Origin of the sequence: Pseudomonas oryzihabitans (genome assembly GCF_024652905.1) — a bacterium.
Classification (GTDB): domain Bacteria; phylum Pseudomonadota; class Gammaproteobacteria; order Pseudomonadales; family Pseudomonadaceae; genus Chryseomonas; species Chryseomonas benzopyrenica.
Window position 1 is genome coordinate 1 of sequence record NZ_CP102429.1, and the last position, 20606, is coordinate 20606.

General features: G+C 58.1%; 12 protein-coding genes and 1 pseudogene. 7 read left to right on the plus strand and 6 right to left on the minus strand.

Annotated elements, in window-relative coordinates:
* The 3 genes from NRG74_RS22565 to NRG74_RS22575 all read left to right on the plus strand — a co-directional run.
* Positions 1-432 (plus strand): MerR family transcriptional regulator (locus NRG74_RS22565; RefSeq protein WP_017638776.1); only part of this gene is annotated, 432 nt, incomplete at its 5' end.
* Between the two features lie 360 nt (positions 433-792).
* Complete coding sequence (locus tag NRG74_RS22570; protein WP_143008583.1) at positions 793-2199, plus strand: AAA family ATPase; 1407 nt, start codon at positions 793-795, stop codon at positions 2197-2199.
* A complete protein-coding gene (locus NRG74_RS22575; protein WP_257706635.1) occupies positions 2183-2839 on the plus strand; it encodes an HNH endonuclease in 657 nt (218 codons plus the stop codon). The genes NRG74_RS22570 and NRG74_RS22575 overlap by 17 nt, the downstream gene beginning before the upstream one ends.
* A 325-nt stretch (positions 2840-3164) precedes the next feature.
* On the opposite strand, the gene NRG74_RS22580 is transcribed toward NRG74_RS22575, so the two are convergent.
* Positions 3165-3353 carry a LysR family transcriptional regulator gene (locus tag NRG74_RS22580; protein ID WP_081348011.1) on the minus strand — a complete coding sequence of 63 codons (189 nt, stop codon included), beginning with the start codon at positions 3351-3353 and terminating at the stop codon, positions 3165-3167.
* 1170 nt (positions 3354-4523) lie between these two features.
* Here NRG74_RS22580 and NRG74_RS22585 point away from each other — a divergent pair.
* On the plus strand, positions 4524-5819 hold the full coding sequence (locus NRG74_RS22585; protein ID WP_231357420.1) for an OprD family porin: 1296 nt from the start codon (positions 4524-4526) through the stop codon (positions 5817-5819).
* Positions 5820-6015: 196 nt separating this feature from the next.
* Positions 6016-7164: pseudogene (locus NRG74_RS22590) on the plus strand (IS3 family transposase).
* 516 nt (positions 7165-7680) lie between these two features.
* Here the strand turns inward: NRG74_RS22590 and NRG74_RS22595 are convergent.
* The 4 genes from NRG74_RS22595 to NRG74_RS22610 all read right to left on the minus strand — a co-directional run bounded on the left by NRG74_RS22595 (position 7681) and on the right by NRG74_RS22610 (position 13692).
* Positions 7681-7890 (minus strand): hypothetical protein, encoded by a 210-nt coding sequence (locus tag NRG74_RS22595; protein ID WP_017638791.1) that lies wholly within the window; start codon positions 7888-7890, stop codon positions 7681-7683.
* Positions 7891-7981: 91 nt separating this feature from the next.
* Positions 7982-11119, minus strand: coding sequence for a CusA/CzcA family heavy metal efflux RND transporter (locus NRG74_RS22600; RefSeq protein ID WP_017638792.1), 3138 nt, complete (start codon positions 11117-11119; stop codon positions 7982-7984).
* 9 nt (positions 11120-11128) lie between these two features.
* Positions 11129-12403 (minus strand): efflux RND transporter periplasmic adaptor subunit, encoded by a 1275-nt coding sequence (locus tag NRG74_RS22605; RefSeq protein WP_017638793.1) that lies wholly within the window; start codon positions 12401-12403, stop codon positions 11129-11131.
* Positions 12404-12444: 41 nt separating this feature from the next.
* Entirely contained in the window at positions 12445-13692 is a 1248-nt protein-coding gene (locus tag NRG74_RS22610) for a TolC family protein (protein ID WP_231357402.1), read from the minus strand.
* A 220-nt stretch (positions 13693-13912) separates the two neighbouring features.
* Between NRG74_RS22610 and NRG74_RS22615 the strand changes: the two genes are divergently transcribed.
* On the plus strand, positions 13913-14587 hold the full coding sequence (locus NRG74_RS22615; RefSeq protein ID WP_026083573.1) for a heavy metal response regulator transcription factor: 675 nt from the start codon (positions 13913-13915) through the stop codon (positions 14585-14587).
* A gap of 5 nt (positions 14588-14592) precedes the next feature.
* Positions 14593-15999, plus strand: coding sequence for a heavy metal sensor histidine kinase (locus tag NRG74_RS22620; RefSeq protein ID WP_169854974.1), 1407 nt, complete (start codon positions 14593-14595; stop codon positions 15997-15999).
* A 384-nt stretch (positions 16000-16383) separates the two neighbouring features.
* Here NRG74_RS22620 and NRG74_RS22625 read toward each other — a convergent pair whose 3' ends face one another.
* The gene (locus NRG74_RS22625; RefSeq protein ID WP_257706636.1) at positions 16384-20598 is read right to left on the minus strand and encodes a HEAT repeat domain-containing protein; all 4215 of its coding nucleotides are present in this window, start codon (positions 20596-20598) and stop codon (positions 16384-16386) included.
* Positions 20599-20606: the final 8 nt, after the last annotated feature.

Consider the following 20606-nt stretch of genomic DNA (forward strand, 5'->3'; position numbering starts at 1 on the left):
ATGAACGCTTCTGCCTACACCATCGGTCAGCTAGCGAAGGCCACGGATACCAAGACCGTCACCATCCGCTACTACGAAAAAGAAGGCTTGCTGCCGACCTCGATGCGCTCAGCATCTGGCTACCGGCTGTACGGCCCGGCCGAACGGGATCGGCTGCTCTTCGTCAGACGTGCCCGCACCCTGGGCTTCAGCCTTGAAGAAGTCCGTGAGCTACTCGGCCTGGCGGATCGGCAGCAGGCGCCTTGCGATGCCGTGGATAGTCTGGTTGCAGAACACCTACGACAGGTGCGGCAGCGCCTTGCCGACCTGCAAGCCCTAGAGGGCGAATTGCAACGTCTATTGGCGTGCTGCCACGGCGGGACCATATCGGAATGCCGGATCATCGAATCCTTGGCTGGCGTCTCGAAAGCAGAGGGTTTGGCGGTGCCCTGACGGCGGCCGACAAGCGTTGCGTTCCCAGGTGAACGCCACCGGCCACCACAGCCTTATCACCTGGCGCGCGCTGTTGTCCTCCCGCCACACCTGCGGGCTAAATGTGTCGGTTTTTCTGCACCCCTGCAGGACGAACGTTTCCACATGGGACGTGGCTTAGACTATTGTTTGATAGGCAACGAAAAACCTGCAAAACCCTGCACCACCATGGGATTTTCCGTCGCCGCTCACCAAAGCGGATTCAATCTGCACGATGATGAGCGCCTCGATGAAGCAACCGTATAGGCAGCTATCTAGGATAGACCTAACAGTTATCGAGAGGTACCAACGGCCCTAATATTGGCATAGCAAGGAATCAGAATGGGACGCATCATCGAATTCCCCTTTGAAGATAGGTTTATACCGCTAGCAGAGAAGAGCCTATTTGAAGATGAAAACTGCTTTTCAATTATTATTGGAAGAAATGGTACAGGAAAAAGCAGACTCTTAAGCGAAATCGTCTCTAATTACTCAAAAATGATTGACGAGAAAAGCACTTATTTTTTTCGTGCCAATGACTTTATTCCATCAAAGATTTTGGCCGTATCAACTAGCCCTTTTGATAAATTCCCCAGCGTACCCAGGAGCAAAACTACTAGCTTCCGCTCAATATATTCTTATATTGGCATGCGCAGCTCCGGCATGTATGCGACGAATGCCATGGCCTTGATGTCATCAGCCACCAAAGGACTAATAAACAAGTATCTAGAGTCTGAGAGACACGAAAATTTAAACGAAATATTCAGACTATTGAAAATTGAGGCAAAACTAAGCTTTGTTTTCAAATTAAACATAAACAGAAAAATTGCTATAAAGGATCCCGAAAACCCGGATCAAAGATACTTTGTCGACTACGAAGATGTAGGGATATTGCTTACGGACACCCGTGGCAACGCAATAGACGATAGTTTTGAAGAAATACTTGAAGATCGCATATTTGAAAACTTTAGATCTTTACCGCAAGAGATAAAAAACGACATAGCACATGCTCTGAATTACACAATGGAAAGGCTGGACACCAAGAGAGACAGCCTATTCAAACTAGACTTTGACTATATAAGCAGATACCGAGAAGGATTTATTGACAAGCATTTCGCTATGGCTGTGCTAACTTTGCTAAATCACAACATAGTAAAACTTTTTGATTTAAAAATCTGGAAAGAACACGAGCCCGGTGACACTCGAGAATTGTCCCTAAGAAGGGCCAGCTCCGGCGAACAATGCATGCTCGTAATGACACTAGGCATTGCCGGACAGATCGAACATCGATCCTTGATATTAATAGATGAGCCGGAGATCAGCTTACATCCAGCTTGGCAGGAACAGTTCATAAAAACTCTAACGACTGTTTTCTCTCAATACAAAGAGTGCCATTTCATAATAGCAACGCATTCACCCCAGATTGTTTCTCGACTTTCTGCCGAAAACTGCTTCATAACAGTGATTGACGAAAACAAACTCCATCGATCAAATGATTACCTAGAAAAATCCGCAGATTATCAGCTGGCAGAGCTTTTTGACGCACCTGGGATAATGAACGAGTACATCACCAGATTAGCGTTTTCATTGCTCACAAAAATCAGATCGGAAAAAACCATATCCGACCAGATAAAAGCCGAGATGAGAAAGCTACAGACAATGCAGCGCAAACTGGAAGCAGCGGATCCAAATTTTGAGCTGATCAACACTGTTGTGGATGTGTGCCAATACTATGCCACTGATAAATAACCATTATATTTTAGACGATGAGGATAAACAGATAATTAGCGATTTAGTCGCACAAGAGGGACACAACCATAAAGACTGGTCTAAAGATGAGCTAATGAAGTTACGCAGTAAAGTCCGTGAATTTTACCGTCTTGAGCAGAAAGGAGTATGTCCTTACTGCAAGGGAACTTTGTCCGTAACTGCCGCAGGAAACGCGACTGTGGAGCACATATTGCCAAAATCGAAGCATGTAGCGTTTCTATTTGAACCCAAAAATCCATGTGTTATCTGCGCAGACTGCAATCTTGCAAAAAATGATAAAGCCATTCTAAACGAGGAAGAAACGGAAACTCTTAACGGGGATGCTACAAATTATCCAAAATCCTCTGAGCGTTTCAAAATTGTTCATCCGTCGATAGACGAATACGACGAGCATATAAAGGTACATCGAAACAAGCTTTACTCCGACAAAACTGACAAGGGCTGGTTTACAATCGGCATCTGTAAGCTTAACAGATACACCAGAAAATTCGGGTTTGAGCCTGAAGCATTATCAGACTACGCACTATTCGAGCAACTACAAAAGTTCAAGGATGGAAGTGAGGCGGAACGCGATGAAGTAATGAGAAAGCTCAGAGCATTAATCCCCACAAACACGTAAGCCCTGTAAAATTGAATGACCATAACAGACAATGAGGATTGTGATATTTAGCAAATTCTTATTAATCAGCAATCATACTGCGGAGTTACTCCCGACGCTCATTTCAAATTAAGCCACCAAAGAGTCACACAGAAATTCTCTAGCTTATAATAAACTTAATTAATTATTAAAATTTGTCTTTAGTCGTTGTGGACCACAGAAGCAATGGCTGTCACTCGAATAGACCGCAAGCAGCCACGTTCTAACAAAGATTCGGTTCCTTCCACGAAAAGAAAAGACCTTGGAACCATCAGATCCAGCTCAGCTTATCAGCAACCGTGTATGCCTACTTGTATGCCTCGCCACCCGACGCCCAGCCAAGAGCAGTCATTAAGCGGCCTTCAAGGTTAAGTGTTGACGTAGTCGCTGTTTCTAACTTGCGAATCGCCTGGCTGACAGCGGGCTGGCTTACGCTCAATACCCGTGCCGCCTTGCTGGTGCTGCCAGCGTTCTCGATTAACTTTATTACACCTATCTAAACCTCTTATATTAAAGCCATAGTGTCAGTATAACTTAATCTCAAGCGACACTCGTATCACATAGTCACCAGCTATTCGATGCTACTTCATAGCTTTCTGAATACATGCCACAGCTATCTATACAACTTTAAGAGACCGTACTGAGCATGTGATACTTATAGAAAATGCCGACATTAGTCCGATGACCGTACCCATAGTATGATCGAGACGATGGATCAGTATCAGCTAATAGGCAATCTTTAGACACCCTATTTCATCTGCCTCCGAAGAATCAAAAGATGTGCAGATTGATAACCGAAGCCACTCAATTATCAGTTTTTTTGTCAAGCTTTGTATTCTCTTTTTCTGTTAATGCTCGATGATAAGCACGATCTCTATCAACCCTACCTTGGTCCGCGCGGAATTGCTCGTTTCGTTGTATCGACCGCTCTGCGCCATCAGCAGCGTACAGCAAGCTAGATACGGAAAAAAGGAGCGTTACAAAAGCCATTTTTGCTAAAATCATAATTTAAGCCCTTAGGTTTTAACTCTGAAAACCAAACCACTTCAACTGACTCTAGGTTAAGTTGAGGGAGAATTTACAAGATTATCAGCCTTCGACAGGCTAATTAATAACCAGAGGCACAGCCAGCAAAACTGGCTGTAGCCGTCAACGAATCAATGACCTCAACTTTTTAAATATCTAATTCGTATTATCCTGAAACCGCGCATCAACAACATGAAACCTTTCAGACTTGAATGGCACCCGAACCCTCCCATCGGCCCCACTACTAAGTAAACGATTTACACGCTCGGCATCAGCGGGAATGCTTGGATAGCGACTACTAGCAACGTTAGCCGCCGAGACAAAAGAAGAAAAAATAAGCAAAGAACCTAAGACCGCCTGTTTATATCTCACAACGGCACCTCTATCATTTGAGTTAGTCGAAATCCAAAACCTTGACCTTACTTTACCTAGAACGCATATCGAGAGAATGACGTTGCAATTACAAAACTGTTATGAATGAGAACTCGATATTAAGATTACAAAATTGTAATTTAGCAGCAATCGTCCTGAAAGGATTACTCTTTGAAAATCACAGGACTAACAAAAAATACATCAGTATCGACCTGCCTCACCCCAAAGGAGCACCGTCTTGCAAACCAACGTTATAAAGACCTTAATAATTCCATTTATTTTTATACCGCAGGTAGTGAGTGCGAATTCAGCTTCAGAAAACTCTGGAGGCTTCTTAGAAGATAGCTCACTTTCAATTATGAATCGGAACTATTACTTCAATAGGGATTTTAGAAAGGGCCAAGCAAACTCTGCAGGCAACGGCTACTCTGAAACTTGGGCGCATGGTCTATTAGCCTTTTATAGATCAGGATATACACAAGGTACCGTAGGCGTTGGGGTAGACGCAGTTGGGCTTCTTGGCCTACGTTTAGACAGCGGAAGGGGCCGAACGGGCCAGGGCGGTAGCGTTAACTTGCTTCCCGCAGACGCGAACGGTGATCCCACGACCGAGTACTCCAAATTACTTGGCGCCGTAAAGTTGAAATTCTTAGATACTGAGGTAAAGCTTGGCGACGTATTCCCTACTACACCTGTTGTGCATTTTGGCGACTCACGCCTACTTCCACAAAGCTTTAAAGGCATTACCGCAACGAACAACAGCTTCGACGCCATAACTATTAATGGCGGGCGTTTACACGCCATGAGCCAGCCGCAGCAAAGCGAGACGGGAAGTGATTTTGTAACCTTCTATGCTGGTCAAGTGAAGTCGTCTTACCTTTCTTACCTCGGCGGTGAGTACAAGATAAATGAGTACCTCACAAGCAGCCTCTATACAAGCAAGTTAGATAATTCCTGGCGCCAATACTATTTTGGATCCATCGCCAGCTATCCTATTAACGATAATCTAGCTCTAACAGCGGGGTTAAACTTCTATAGATCGGTCGACGACGGTAGAAAGTTTCTTGGGGAGTTTTCCACAAATATCTGGAGTGTTAGCAGTGGCATTGTAGCGGGTGCGCACTCTATAACCATGAGCTACCAGCAAAACAACGGGGACAACGATTTCGACTACCTGAGACAATCTGACTCAATTTACCTTAACAACTCCATTCAGTATAGTGACTTCAACTCCCCGAAAGAGCAGTCAGTTCTTTTACGCTATGATATAAACCTTGCGCAGTATGGGATTCCTGGGCTAACTCTGATGGCCCGATATGGGAAGGGCTGGAATGCGGACTACTCGAACGCAAACTCCGTATATATGCGGCGTGACGAGAATGGTCTACCATTACAAAACCAACATCGCTGGGAGCGTGATATAGAGGCGCGCTATGTAGTGCAGAGCGGACCTGCGAAAGATCTATCATTCCGGTTGAGACAAGCTACCACGCGCGCAAGCAAGTTTGAGTCAGACCTAGATGAAATCAGGATCATTACCGAATACCCCCTCTCCCTGCTTTAATTGAAATTTATTTACGTACATCTTTGTTCTCCTTTGGTTAGGGTGTACGTCTTAGGGTGCCAATTGGCACCCTTTTTTTGGGTCTAATTTCTGGGAATAGCCGCGCAGCTATGATAGTTAACCTATCGCCCAACTGAATCGCCTCTAGTTTCGTAGACACCTCCAAGCTTCATAATGACGCCCATTAGGAGGTGCTATTAGCGACCAACGTTACCCCGAAGAATTCAAAATCGAAGCGGTCAAGCTAGTGACCGAGCGTGGCCTCCCCGTTACTGAGGTAGCGGCGCGGTTGGGCATGTCGGTGCATAGCCTGTATGCCTGGATCATGCGCTACGGCAAGCCCTAAGAACAGCGGCAGCAAAAAGACGATCAGCATGCCGAATTGCGTCGTTTGCGCGCCGAACTCAAGCGGGTGACCGAAGAGCGAGACATTTTTAAAAGGCCGCCGCGTACTTTGCCAAGGAGTCCGGCTGGAGTAGGCCTTCATCAGCTAGCTGTCGGTGGAGTACCCGGTGCGACGTCTCTGCCAGACGCTCCAGGTGCATCCCAGCGGTTACTACGCCAGGCTGGCCGAGCCGAAATCCGTACGCGCCAAGGAAGATCAGCTCCTGCGCGGATTGATCAAGCATGCCTGGTTGGAAAACGGTGGAGTTTACGGCTACCGCAGGGTCCACAACGATCTGCGTGAGCTGGGGGAGTCCTGTTGCCGGCACTGTGTGGCTCGCCTGATACGGGAAGAAGGGCTGCGCTCGCAGACCGGCTATCGTCAGCGCCCCGGCTACTACGGCGGCAGGCCGACGGTGGCCTCGCCCAATCGCCTGGAGCGGCAGTTCGACGTCGGTGAACCGAACAAAGTCTGGGTCACCGACATCATCTACATCCGTACCTATGAGGGTTGGTTGTACTTGGCGGTGGTGCTGGATCTGCTTTCACGCCAGGTAATTGGCTGGTCGATGAAACCACAGATGTGCAGCGACTTGGCCATTGATGCGTTGCTAATGGCGGTGTGGCGGCGCAAGCCCAAGCAGGAAGTGATGATTCACTCTGACCTTGGCAGCCAGTTCAGCAGTTCGGACTGGCAGATTTTCCTCAAGGCCAACAGCCTGATCAGCAGCATGAGTCGACGCGGCAACTGCCACGACAACGCGGTGGAGGAAAGCTTTTTCCAGTTGCTGAAGCGCCAACGCATCCGACGAGAAACCTACGGCACCCGCGAAGAAGCCCGTAGTAATGTGTACGATTACATCGAGATGTCTTATAACCCTAAACGATGGCACGGCAGCGCTAGGCAGCTATCGCCATAGAGTTTGAGAAACGCTATTTCCAGAGCTTGGAGAGTGTCTAGGAAAGCGGGGCCGATTCACATCGGCGCCATCGATGCAGCCGGTGCCTAACTGCCGCTACTCATGTCGATTAAAATTTTTGGTTCGCCAAGCCTGTACAATCGAATTTTTATGCGCATCGCCCCCCTTGTGATGATGGAGATCTGCTTCGTGTCTTCACGCGGCTCAAGCCGCGGCAGATATCAAAAATCTGACGCTACACTTCGATGGGTGCTTCTATGTCCTAATTAATACGACGCGAGCGCGGCACTAGCAGGTCAGTACGTTGGGGCCTATTGACCAACCAGACGGACGGAACGAAGTGAGATCGGAGATGCTTCCTTGCCGTTTAGCATTCTTGATCAGCTGCAACACTGTGCCTCTCATGCTCGTATGTCCCTAGCGCTATCTAGTTGGCCACCCTGCCTGTCCTTGAGCCTAGGCATTCGAGTACGGTACTTCTGCTTAAAAACTTACCATACCCTCAGTCAGAGCCTAAAAAGCCACAAGCGACAAAATGCCAATTTTGGCTGTTAAAATTAGTCGGTCTTTTTAATTGTATCTTGCTTACCTGACTGATTGACCTCCTCCGCCACCATCTCATGCGTCTCTCGATGCTGCTGGAGCGCCGCTTGGCGCTCTCGAAAATTTTCGTTGTGCGAGATCGAGCGCTCGCTGCCGTCTGCGGCATAGCTGAGGTTCGCAACAACGAGGGTGGCGGCAAACAGGGCAGTTTTAAGGAACGTCATGGTGTTTCTCCTTCTAGGGTGCAGTGTGGGTATGAGAGCCACTCTAGAGGGGCGCGGCTAACGCCAGGATGAGCCGCGCATTACAATCCTGTCATCCTTCCCCGGGCTGTTCGCGACGGCGCAGGACACTGTGGTAGAGCGCGGGCAGGACCAGCAACGTCAGGGCGGTGGAAGACAGGATGCCGCCGATCACCACGGTCGCCAGCGGCCGTTGTACCTCTGCGCCGGTGCCCGTCGCCAGGGCCATGGGAATGAAGCCCAGCGAGGCCACCAGCGCAGTCATCAGCACCGGCCGCAGGCGGACCAGCGCCCCCTCGCGCACGGCGATGTCCAGCGGCTTGCCCTCCTCCAGCAGGCCACGGATGAAGGAGATCATCACCAGGCCATTGAGCACCGCGACGCCCGACAGCGCGATGAAACCCACGCCTGCCGAGATCGACAGGGGAATGTCCCGCAACCACAACGCCAGCACTCCGCCCGTCAAGGCGAAGGGAATACCGGTAAAGACCACGAGGCCGTCGCGCAGATTGCCGAACATCATGAACAGCAGCACGAACACCAGCAGCAAGGCCACCGGCACCACGAGTTGCAGGCGGGCGGCGGCAGCCTGCAACTGCTCGAATTGGCCACCCCAACTGGTCCAGTAGCCTGCGGGAATCCGTACCTGGTCCGTAATGGCGGCGGTGGCATCCGCCACGAAGCTACCCAGGTCCCGATCGCGAACATTGGCACTGACGATCACCAGGCGCTTGCCGTCTTCACGGCTGATCTGATTCGGCCCCAGCACCGTTTCCAGGCGCGCCACATCGGCCAGGGGAATGAACTCGACGCGGCCTTCCACCGCTGGCAATGGAATGGGCAGGCGCGCCAGCACCGCCGGATCGCTGCGCAGCGTTTCCGGGAGGCGGATCATCAGATCGAAGCGGCGATCACCCTCGAAAAGCGTGCCGGCCTTGCGTCCGCCGAGCGCCGTGGCAATCACATCCTGGATGTCACCGACATTGAGGCCATAACGCGCGGCTCGCTCACGATCGATCTGCACGCTCAGCAGCGGCAACCCCCCGGTCTGCTCCACCTTCACCTCGGCGGCGCCGGTGACCTTCTGCAACACCCTGGCAATCTCCGCAGCGGTCTTGTTCAGCACCGCCATGTCGTCGCCGAAGACCTTGACCGCCACATCGCTGCGCACGCCGGAAATCAGCTCGTTGAATCTCAGCTGGATCGGTTGCGACAACTCGTAATTGCTACCGGGTACACGCGCCGCCGCTGCTTCCAGCTCGGCCATCAGCTGCTCGCGGGACTTGCCTGGATCAGGCCACTGTGCCTGCGGCTTGAGCATCACGTAGCTGTCGGAGATGTTCGGCGGCATCGGATCTGCGGCGATCTCCGCGGTCCCGGTCCTCGCGAATACCCGCTCCACCTCGGGTACCTGATCCAGGATGGAGCGCTCCAGGCGTTGCTGCATGTCCACCGATTGCCCCAGGCCGGTACCGGGCACCCTGAGCGCCTGCAGCGCGAAATCACCCTCGCTCAAGCTAGGTACGAATTCACTGCCCAGGCGCAGCGCCAGCAGCACCGTCAGCACCACGCTCAGGCCAGCGCCGGCGAACACCAGTGGCCGCCGACGCATGGCTGCATCCAACGCGACGGCATAGCCGCGCCGCGCCGCGCTCATCAGTCGATTGTCCTTTTCCTGCACGCGACCCGTGACGAACAGCGCCACGGCCGCCGGGACGAAGGTGATGGACAGCAGCATGGCACCCAGCAAGGCGATCACCACGGTAAAGGCCATGGGATGGAACATCTTGCCTTCCACACCCGTCAGGGCGAACACCGGCAGATAGACCACCATGATGATCAGCTGCCCGAAGATCAGCGGTCTGCGCGCCTCGCGGGCGGCGGCGAACACTTCCTGGAAGCGCTCCCTTCGATCGAGTACCCGACCGTGCCGTTCCTGGGCATGAGCCAGCCGGCGAATGGCATTCTCCACGATCACCACGGCGCCATCGACGATGATGCCGAAGTCGAGCGCACCCAGACTCATCAGGTTGGCGCTGACCCGATTCGCGGCCATGCCGCTGAAGGTGAAGAGCATCGACAGCGGGATCACCAGCGCGGTGATCAGCGCCGCGCGCAGATTGCCGAGGAAGACGAAGAGCACGGCGATGACCAGCAGCGCACCCTCCACCAGATTCTTGCGTACCGTGGCGATCGCCTTGTCCACCAGCGTGGTGCGGTCGTACACGGCGACCGCCTGCACGCCTTCCGGCAGGTTGCGGTTGATCTGCGCCAGGCGCCCAGCCACCGCCAGGGCCACCTCGCGGCTGTTCTCGCCCACCCGCATGAAGACGGTGCCGAGCACCGCCTCTTCGCCATTCTCGGTAGCCGCCCCGGACCGCAACTCCTGCCCTACCCCGACCGTGGCCACATCCCGGACCCGTACCGGGGTACCGTCCACCGTCGCCAGCACGATGGTGGCGATGTCCTCGACGGAGGCGAGCTGCCCCGGTACCCGAATCACCAGCTGCTCCCCGGCGCGCTCGATGAAACCGGCGCCGACATTGGCGTTGTTCCGCTCCAGCGCCACCGCCAGTTGTTCCAGGGTGATGCGATAGCCGGCCAGGCGCTTGGGATCGGGCGCGATCTGATACTCCTTGGCGTAGCCGCCAATGGTGTTGACTTCCGCCACCCCGGGTACGGTACGCAACTGGGGTTTGACGATCCAGTCCTGGATCTCGCGCAGATCGGTGAGCGTATAGGCTTCGCCGTCAGCCCGGCGCGCCTGAGGCGCGGCCTTCACTGTCCAGAGGAAGATTTCCCCGAGCCCGGTGGACAGCGGCCCCAGATTGACCTCCACGCCCTCCGGCAGGGCTTCGCGCGCCCCCTGGAGGCGCTCGCTCACCTGCTGGCGAGCGAAGAACAGATCCGTCCCATCGGCGAAAATGACGCTGATCTGAGCAAAGCCCGAGCGCGACAACGACCGGGTCCGCTCCAGCCCGGGCAGGCCGGCCATGGCCGTTTCCAGCGGATAGGTAACCCGCTGTTCGACCTCCAGCGGCGAAGCGCCCGGTACTTCCGCGTTGATCTGTACCTGGACGTTGGTGATGTCCGGCACCGCATCGATGGGCAGGTGGCGATAGCTGTAGATCCCCAGGGCGGCGATGCCGAGCGTGGCGAGCAGCACCAGCCAGCGCTGCTCGATGGCGAAGCGAAGAATACGTTCGAACATGATGCGCCCTTAGTGGGAGTGCTCGGCCGAGCCCTTGCCCAGTTCCGACTTGAGAATGAAGCTGCCGCGGTCGGCCACTACCTGGCCGGCGCTCAAGCCCTGACGAATCTCGGTGCGCTCACCGTCCCGCACCCCGGTGACCACGGGGGTCGCCTGAAATCCGTCCGCCGTCCGGACGAACACCACGGGGCGATCCTCCACGACATGCACGGCGCCACTGGGCACGCCGAGTACCTTGGCCTTGCGCTCGTCAGCGAGCCGTACCGTGACGAACAGACCCGGGCGCCAGGCGCCGGCCGGATTGGCCAGGGTGACGCGGGCGGTCGCCGCCCGGGTCTGCTCGCCCAGCAGATTGCCGACATGCGCCACGGTGCCCTCGGTGCGACTGTCCAGCTCTCCTGCAACCACCTCCACCTGTCGGCCAACGGTCACTCGATCGAGGTCACGCGCCGGAACGGCGAACGTCGCCCACACGCGGGACAGGTCGGTGAGCGTGAACAGGTTGCTGGCTTCGTCCACTCGCTCGCCGAGGACCAGGTGCTTCTCCACCACCACGCCGTCGAAGGGTGCGCGCAACTCATAGCGACTACCGCCCTGAGCGGAGGCCGCGCCACCCAGAGCCTGAGCTTTCTGGCGGGCGTTGCGGACGGCGATCTCGGCTTCCTGCAGCGTCTGCCGCGCCTGCAGCAGATCCTGCTCAGCACTGATCCGCTCCTGCCAGAGGCTCTGCTCGCGGGCATAGAGGGTGCGCGCCAGCTGCAAACGCTGCTGTGCGGTCGCCAACTCGCTGCGCACCTCGGACAGCTGCTCGCTGGCGATGACCGCCAGCACCTGTCCCTTGCGCACCCGGTCCCCGAGATTGGCCTTCACCTCCTCGACGATGCCGGGGGTGCGAGACACCACGTGAGCGGTACGATCCTCATCGAAGCGAATTTCTCCGGGGAGACTCAAGGACGCGCCCACGCTGACCGGTGTGACCACCTGGGTCTCGATACCGGCCGCGCGAATCTGCTCCGCGCTCAGCTCGATCTCGCCTTCGGCATGCGTCTCTTCGCCCTCGCCATGGGCGCCCTCGTCTGCTGCCTGGCCGTCCTTTTCTGCGGCCAGAGCCGCGTGCGACGGGGCCGTTACCGCCTTGGCAGCGGCCGCCTTCGCCGGGGGTGCAGCGGATTCGGGATGGTCGTGGCCGGCACCCGCCTGCAGCGTACCGAACGGCAGCCCACTGCCGATTACCGCGATCAGCAGCGGCCGCAGCAGTCTCGGCCTGAATGAAATCATGGTCATGCAAGAACTCCGCACCCGGTTCGTTACCGGGATCTGTAGCGTCATGGGGAGGTGAAGAGCGGGCCATGGAGGCGTTCGAGGCGAGCCCAGGCAGCGATCTGCGCCCGCTGGGCGAGCAGGTACTGCCCCCGCGCCGCAATGAGGGCGCGCTGGGCTTCCAGCACATCCAACTGGGCGAAACGTCCCAGCGAGAAGCCGCGCGTGAGGTCATCGACCGTGCGCTGGCCCGCCGGCATCACCCGGTTGCGCAAGTCGTCGACGTCCGCTGCCGCGCTACGCCAGTCGCGCAGCGCCTGAAGGGTCTCGGCCTGAATCTGCAGCTCGGTCGCTCGCTGTAGATCCCGGGCCTGGTCGGCGCGGCTGGAGGCGGCGAGCAGGTTGCCCTGGTTGCGATCGAAGAGCGGTAGCGGGAGCGAGAAGCCCACCAGATTCACCCGCTCCCCCTCGAGCTCGTCGTATTGGCTGCCCAGGCTCACCCGCACGTCCGGATAGCGCTGGCTGCGCTGCAGATCGACGTCGGCATCCCCGGCGGCTACCTGCTGCCGCGCCTTGAGCATCGCCGGTGTCTGGCGGATCGCCTGCAGCAGCCGGGCTTCGCCGGGAGGTTCGGGCAGACGATCCAGGTCACCGACCGGCTCACCGAGTTCGATCACTGAGACACCCAGTTGGCGGGCAAGACTTACCCGCGCGTTGTCACGCTGCTGCAGTGCGCGTCTCAGCTCCAGCCGCTGGGTGACCTGTTCCACCTCCGCGCGGGTACCCGATACCGGTGAAAGCTTGCCCGCTCGAATCTGCGCCCCCGAGCTGTCCAGGCTGCGCTGGGCCAGCGCCTGCGATTGCTTGGCGAGCCGCACCGCTTCTTCTGCCAAGAGCAACTCGTAAAAGCCCTGGATGATGTCCGCACGGAGGGCATAACGGCGCGCCTCGAGGTCCGCGTCGACCACGCCAGCGTTGGCCTCGGCCACCGCCACCCGTGCGGCGCGCTTGCCGCCCAGCTCAAAGGGCTGGGTGAGCGTGATGCTACGGGTCTGACTGGCAGAGCGAGTGTCCTCGACCTCGAAGGCGAGTTCCGGGTTGGGCAGGAGGCCTGCCTGCTGCCGTGCACCTGCGGCCGCGGCGGTCTCCTGGCGGGCCGCCAGGTAGTCGGGATTGTCGCGCAGGGCCTGGGCCAGCGCCTGCTCCAGGGTCAGCGCTGAGGCCTGGGCCGATCCGCCGGCGAGCAGCAGGCCCAGCCCCAGCACCATCAGGTGCCATAGGGCGGGATGTCGACAAGAAAAGAATAGCGGCACGACAGCGGCTCCTGTGCAGAAGGCGCGACGCTCGAAGGGAGCGACGCTCGATAGCGAAGCCGACTCTAGGGAGCGCCACCTATCGCTCCGGTGACACCAACATTACAAAGCTGCAAGGAAGTTGCCGCCGGGCAAGGATAGCGGCAGGCTTGGTCGCTTGACCCTCTACTGGCTACAGGCTGCAGCCTGCGTCGCCCTCTCGACACGACCGACACCGACGATGCGCTTACTGATAGTGGAAGACGAAGCCCGGGCTGCGGATTATCTGCAGCAGGGCCTCACGGAGAATGGCTATGTGGTCGATCGGGCCGCGACCGGAATCGATGGCTTGCATCTGGCCCTCCAGCAGGACTACGACCTGATCCTGCTGGACATCAATCTGCCGACGATGGATGGCCTGGAAGTCCTGGAATTGCTGCGCCGACGCAAGCAGACCCGGGTGATGCTGCTGACGGGGCAGAGCCGCACCAGCGAACGCGTCCGTGGACTGGACGCCGGCGCTGACGACTATCTGACCAAGCCTTTCGAATTTCCGGAGTTGCTCGCCCGCATCCGCGCGCTGCTCAGGCGCGGCGAGACGCGAGTGCTCAGCGAGACCCTGCAACTGGCCGACCTCGAACTGCATCCCTTTCGCCATCGGGCCTTTCGCGGCGACCAACGCATCGACCTGACCAGCAAGGAATTTGCGCTGCTTCATCTGCTCATGCAGCGCCAGGGCGAAGTGCTCTCCCGCACCGAGATCATCTCGCGGGTCTGGGACATGAATTTCGACTGCGACACCAACGTGGTGGAGGTTGCGATTCGACGCTTGCGGATGAAGGTCGATGAGCCCTTCGGGGAAGCCCTTATCCATACCGTAAGAGGCGTTGGCTACGTGATGGAGCGTCGTTCGTGAGGCCCATGAGCCTGGCCCTGCGCCTGGGGCTGATGGTCACGGGCGTGGGCTTGCTGTTGGCCATCCTGCTGGTCGTCATGGTGTACAGCGTTCTGGATCGAGAGCTGGGCAGGCGCGCTGCCGACCAGCTGCAAGCCAAATTGGGTCAGATCCAGCACAGCCTGGAAGAGCGTCCCACGGATCCCAAGGCGCCCTGGCAGCACAGCTTGGCTGATACGCTGCTCGGCCACGAGGAGCTGTCAGTCACGGTGCTGTCGGCCACCGGGGACACTCCCCTGTACGGGCTGGGCTCCCATGCCTATGCCGACGAGCTCCGGCCAGAACGCTGGCCGGATGCCCAGACCTTGGCCTGGCACTCCGATGACGGTCATGACCTTTTGACTGCCCGAGCCAACCTGACCATTCCAGGGCTACCGCCACTGCAGCTACTGCTGAGCCAGGATCGCAGCAACGACAGCTTCCTCCTGGACGCCTTCCTCCGCGCGGCCCTAATCAGTCTGCCGATTCTGCTGCTGCTGATCGGCGCCGCAGCGTGGTGGACGGGCTATCAGGGCCTTGCACCCTTGCGGCGCTTCCGCCGTACCGCACGGTCGATCACTACCCGACAGCTCACCTTGCGGGTCGACGACACCAACCTGCCTGCAGAAGTGGCTGAGCTGGCCACTGCGCTGAATACCATGCTGGAGCGCCTCAACGCCGGGGTGCAGTTGCTCGACCGCTTCGCCGACGACGTTGCCCACGAGTTGCGTACGCCGCTCGGGATCCTCATTGGGCGTACGCAGATGATACTCAGCCGGAAGCGTGACGAGACCGCGTATCAACAGGCCCTGGAGGAATCCCTGGACGAGTTGGATCGCCTGAGCCGAATCGTCACGGACATGCTGCTGCTGGCCCGCCTGGACAGTCACGAACCGCTGAGTTCATTGGGCAAGGTGGCTGTCGAGCACGAGGCGCTCAGGGTCTGCAGCCTGTTCGAAGCCTATGCCGAGGCGCGCGAACTCGAGCTGGCCGTCGAGGGGCAGCTGCTGGTCGAGGGCGACACGCTAATGATCCAGCGTGCCATCTCGAACGTGCTATCGAACGCCATTCGACATGCTTATCCCGGGACTGAGGTGACGGTGACGTTGTTTAGGCGAGAAGACGGCGTCGGGTGCGTGGCGGTTACCAACCAAGGCCCCCCGATCGCTACCGAGGAGCTGCCCAGGCTCTTCGAGCGCTTCTACCGTGGCAGTGACCGCCATACCGCCGGCAATGGGTTGGGGCTGGCGATCGTACGCGCGATCATGGCTTATCATGGAGGTGGGGCATGCGTGGAATGTTCAGAAGGGCAGACACGCTTTCTACTAAAGTTTCCACCTTCGTCTTATCTGCTGCCGCCATTGGCAGTCAACGGCAGTAACGGTGCTCAATAGCTCAAGTAGATTAGGTTTGTAGTGCGTAAAGTAGTGCTCAGCGGCACAAAATAGCAGAGCGCGGTAGAAATTTGTCAATGTCGCAGTAGACGAAATGAGCAAGGCTTTTTTCTCACTATATTCCCCTTCCCTTCTGCCGCGCTGAGGTGGACGTCAGTTCAAATATGGGGCTAGTAGCTCGCTCCCTTCCTGCTTTTCCTTCTATCGCGCGCGGGGCGCGGGCGGATAGAGAGGGGAGCTCGGGTGGAGGGGGTGCAGAGGGTTGAGGTGAGGGGTATGTGCAGGGGTGGTATATATTTGGTTCGCCTGCAGCACATAATCGGCGAGCCAAGTCAGGACGAGGGGAATTGTGAAGGCCCCATCCCTGGAGGCCTTTCAAACCACTCACTCCATTCCGAACATCTCAGCGAAGGTGGTAATCGGGACGGAGGTATTGCGACGCAGCGCCCGCGGTATGAACTTGGAGACCCCGAAGTCGATGCCGGTGCGGCGGGCCATCATCCATAGCAGAGTAGCCTCGACGTCCGCGCCCTTCCTTAGGCCGTCAAGCCACTCCCGAGCCCGGGTCGACAGCGGCCATCGCGACAGCTCCGTGTCTCCGGCCGACAGATCGTCGGCTTGATTGAGAAACGGGTGGTCGGCAGCTAGGAGACCGTGCCTGCGCGCCATGTCGGCGGCGGCTTCATGGTCGTCAATCATCGACAGAGCGAGGGCCGTTCGGACATCTGAGGCGTTCGGTCCCCGAAGCGCTTCGAGGGTAGCGGCGTCGCTGTCGACGTTCAGCTGAGTGCCGAGCGCCAGCAGAAGCGGCGCTGCGAGCTGGGCGTCGAAGTGATCTGCGGCAGCCGTGACTGCCTCCCAGGGAACGAGGTCGCGCTCGAGTGGATGCTGACTAATCCGATCCGCTATCGCCCAGGCGGCTGCGTACCGTAGTGGATAGAGGTTTTCGTCCGCGTTCCCGACGACGTGGACGTCGGTAAGCCCTCGCTCAAACGTAGTCCAGGCTGTGGGATGGTCCGGGCAAGTCAAGAGATCGAGCAGCATCGCGTGCAGCACGACGTCGATGGCCCCAGTGTCGTCGGCCAGGAAGGTGGTGATCTGATCAAGCACTTGGGGCGGCAACGTGTCGTACCGGGCCAAGGCTTCGGCAGCCGTGCGGGCGACCTGATATGCTGGCTCGTCGCGCCGCTGGTGTTCGGGATGCCGGCAATAGTTACGACGGTCGCCCAGGAGCGACACCAGGACGTCGAGGGCCTCGGGCCATGCCTGTTGGCCGATCACCTGGGCCAGAGCCTCGCGTACCAGCGCGCTGCTGTCGGCGACACGGTCGAGTATGGCCGTCTTTTCAGCCGTATCAGATCTGGGAGCCAGCACGTTCAGCGCAGTTCGCCGGACCTCGAAATGTGCGTGGGTAAGCGCATTGACGATCGCGGCCCGTGCCTCAGGCGTTCCAAGTTCCGCGAGCGCCCGTACCGCCGCCTGGGCGTCGTCCTCGTCGTCGGAGCGCGCCCACTGTTCGGCGAGCTGCTGAATGTCGAGATGCTCCTCTCCAGATAGCTGCAACAGGAGCCGGGCTAGGTTACGCGGGCCCTCATCCATTAGGGTCTCGGCTTGACCGGGAAGGAGCGCGCGATAGCAGTCCAGAAGCGTCTCTTTGTCTGCGCCGAGTTCACAGGCGATCGCAAGATGAGCAGCGGCCGCAGTCTCGGGCGATGTGGAGTCCAGGACCTGCTGCGCCAGCCTTTTCTTCCACCCTCCAGACTCATCGTTGATGATTTTCGAGGCCAGCATCGCAACTCGCGTCGCCGGGAGGGTAGGCAACAGATCCACCAAAATGGTTTGGGCAGCGGGGCGGTCAGGCCTACCTTCGTCGTCGCCTTCAAGAAACGACAACGCGCGAACCGCCGCTTCGACCGCCTTTGGCGCACCCGTGGTCAGGGCGGTGAAAACTCGGTCGCGGCCAAACTCAAGGCGGCGCTCAGCGATGACGCTGAGCCCTGCGGCTTGCAGACGGTCGTCCTCTCCAGCGGCGGTGAAGAAAGCGTCTAGCTCGGTAATGGTGACCTCGGGCGGATTCAATTTCATGACCTCGGCCCAGAGCGGTAGGATAATGTCCTGCCGTGGGTGGCCCGCGATCCAGCCATGACCATCTTGGCGGCGTCGGGCGCGGACATAGCCTCTTGCGAGTTGATTGGCCGAGGGTCCCTCCACCTCCGTCCGCTCCTGAATACGGAGGCCATGCGCGTAATCCAGTTCGCCCTGCCACGCCTGGCGAAGGTCCTCCTTCGCATCAGCGAGCATGTCGTCGACAATCGCCTGCATCGTCTCGATCTGTGACCAAACGGCATCGTAGGGAGGATTTGAGCCGGATAACGCGCAGTCAGCGATAGCGTCGGCGCACATTACAAATTCGGCCGCCTGCGCCACCACTTCGCCGGCGGCCAGAAACGCTTCGGCGAAGTTGACCTTGAAGGGAGTCAACCAGGCCTTCAGCTTGTCGGCGTCGTAATCAATGTGGGTCCACGGCAGTTGATGTGCGATAAAGCCCATCAGGATGCGGAGCTTCGGATCGGCCATCAGTAGGGCCTCGCGCTCGGACTGGGACACCTTGGGTGGCTGCCATGCGAATTGTTCGAACCCTTTAGGCCTAGGCCCGCCGTATTCAAGCCAACCGACCAATCGCCCGATCGGTTGGCACGAGCTGAGCCGCCCGACGGCGTTGCGCCAGGCCGTGCGAAAGGCGCTGGGTTCGTCGACGGCTGTGAGGAGCTGATCGATCAAGATCTTATCGAAGGCTTCGATGACCTCCTCCCGGAGCTCGACCCCTGCGTCCTTAAGCGACCGCGCGCCCGTCACCAGACGCTCAACGACGGATATCCAGGCCGAGCCCTTCGCCGCCGCTAGGCGCAAGGCCGCGCGGGCCGATGCGTTAAGGGCGTCCTCTGTCCCCCGAAAGTTAGCGCGAGCGACCACCTCCATCGCCTCAATCACTTTGGCGTGGGCGACGTAGGCCCCGCGGCCATCTTTAGTGAGCTGAGTCTGGGCGAGGTGTGCGGCGAAATCATCGAGCCCGATGTCGACTTCTCTCTCCTTGTCGACCTCGCGGCGGAGATCGGCCAAGTCGCTGTGCAGCATGCCACGCGAAAACCGCAGCAGAGCCCAGAGCACGGCCGCCCCCCGCTCCCCCCGATCGCCATAAGCGTTGATCTGGTCGCGTACCACCTGAAGCCGGCTATCGCTGAGCGCCCGATCGACCAAGACGTCCACGTTAGCATCGAGTGGGTTGGTGACGGCAATGAGCTCACGGGCGAAGCTGATCAGTTCCAGCGGCGATTTAAGATCCCGCAGCAGCCGCTTCTGGTGCTGGTGTGCTAGATCCTGCCGCCAGCTGCCCTGGCCTTTGAGTTTTCCATGCAAAATCTGGCGCCGCGCCGCCTCATCGTAAGCGATGTCGTCAATGATGACCGCCCGGTCGCTCCAGAGCGGGCCCGGCGAAGCGCTGAGCGCCGCGCGATATATCTCGCTGCGCGAAGTGATCACGAATAGCTTGTCGGGCGCCTTCTGCTGCATTAGGGCGCTGATGCGCGTGGTCCACTCGCCCGCTTCATCCTTCCTGAGACCGGACTGGCCCCAGGGGTCCTCGAGGTGGAACAGGACACGACCTGGCGCCGCGCAGGCTTCCTGGATGGCGCCCAGGCCGTCTTCGCGTCGGACGATTTTGTAGGGCGGGTCGGCTTGACGCCGATCGTAGGCCAACTGGTCGGCGGTCAGGCTCTTGCCGTAGCCGGAGGGGCCGATCAGCAGCACTGCGCCAAACTCGTCCAGGCGCTTTTCAGCAGAGTCGAAATTGGCAGGCGGGACGTAGAATGCCAGCTGAGGATTGGCATGCGGCAGACCACCGAACGCCTCGGCGATCTTCTCGACGTCGTTTCGGTGTAAGGGCGCGCGGACTGCGAGGAAACGGTCTTCGACCGCCCTCTTAAGGCGCTCGACGCACCCGTCGAGGCCTTGGCTTGGCACATGCAGCGTTTCCATGAGGATCTGGCCGATCTTCTGTCGGGTCGCGTCCAGCGTCATGCCCTCGATCAGGGCGAACCGCCCGGCGAGATCCTCCCCGACATTGAGGTCGAGGTTCGCGGGCGTGAATGTGGGATCGGACGGCTGTTCGGGACTGTTGACCCGTCCCGCAGCCAGGGATCCATCGACGCTGGCGTTGGTTATGAAGACATAGCGGCGCTTTTCATCGGCAAGCATCAGGGCCTTGGCCCGCGCCCGCGGCTTGGGCCCTCTGGTGCCCTGGGCCGGCTTGTCATTGACCACGCCCGCAAAATCCTTCGGGCTCCAGGCTCCCGCGCCCTTGAACTTGATTTGGACGTGCAGCTCGCCGGCTGCTGCGACGGTCAGATTGCCCTCGGCCGCTTCGGGTGATACGCCGAGATCGGCTTTGATGTCGTCGTGGGAAGCGGGCTCGACCGTGACGCGGTCTGTGCTCGCATCTGGCCCGAACATTAGCCTCAGAGCCACCCAGACGGTGACCAGCTTCTGGTAATCGTAGCCCTGGTAGGATGAGTTGGCCCCACCATCATCATTAATCGCCATTTGCGTTA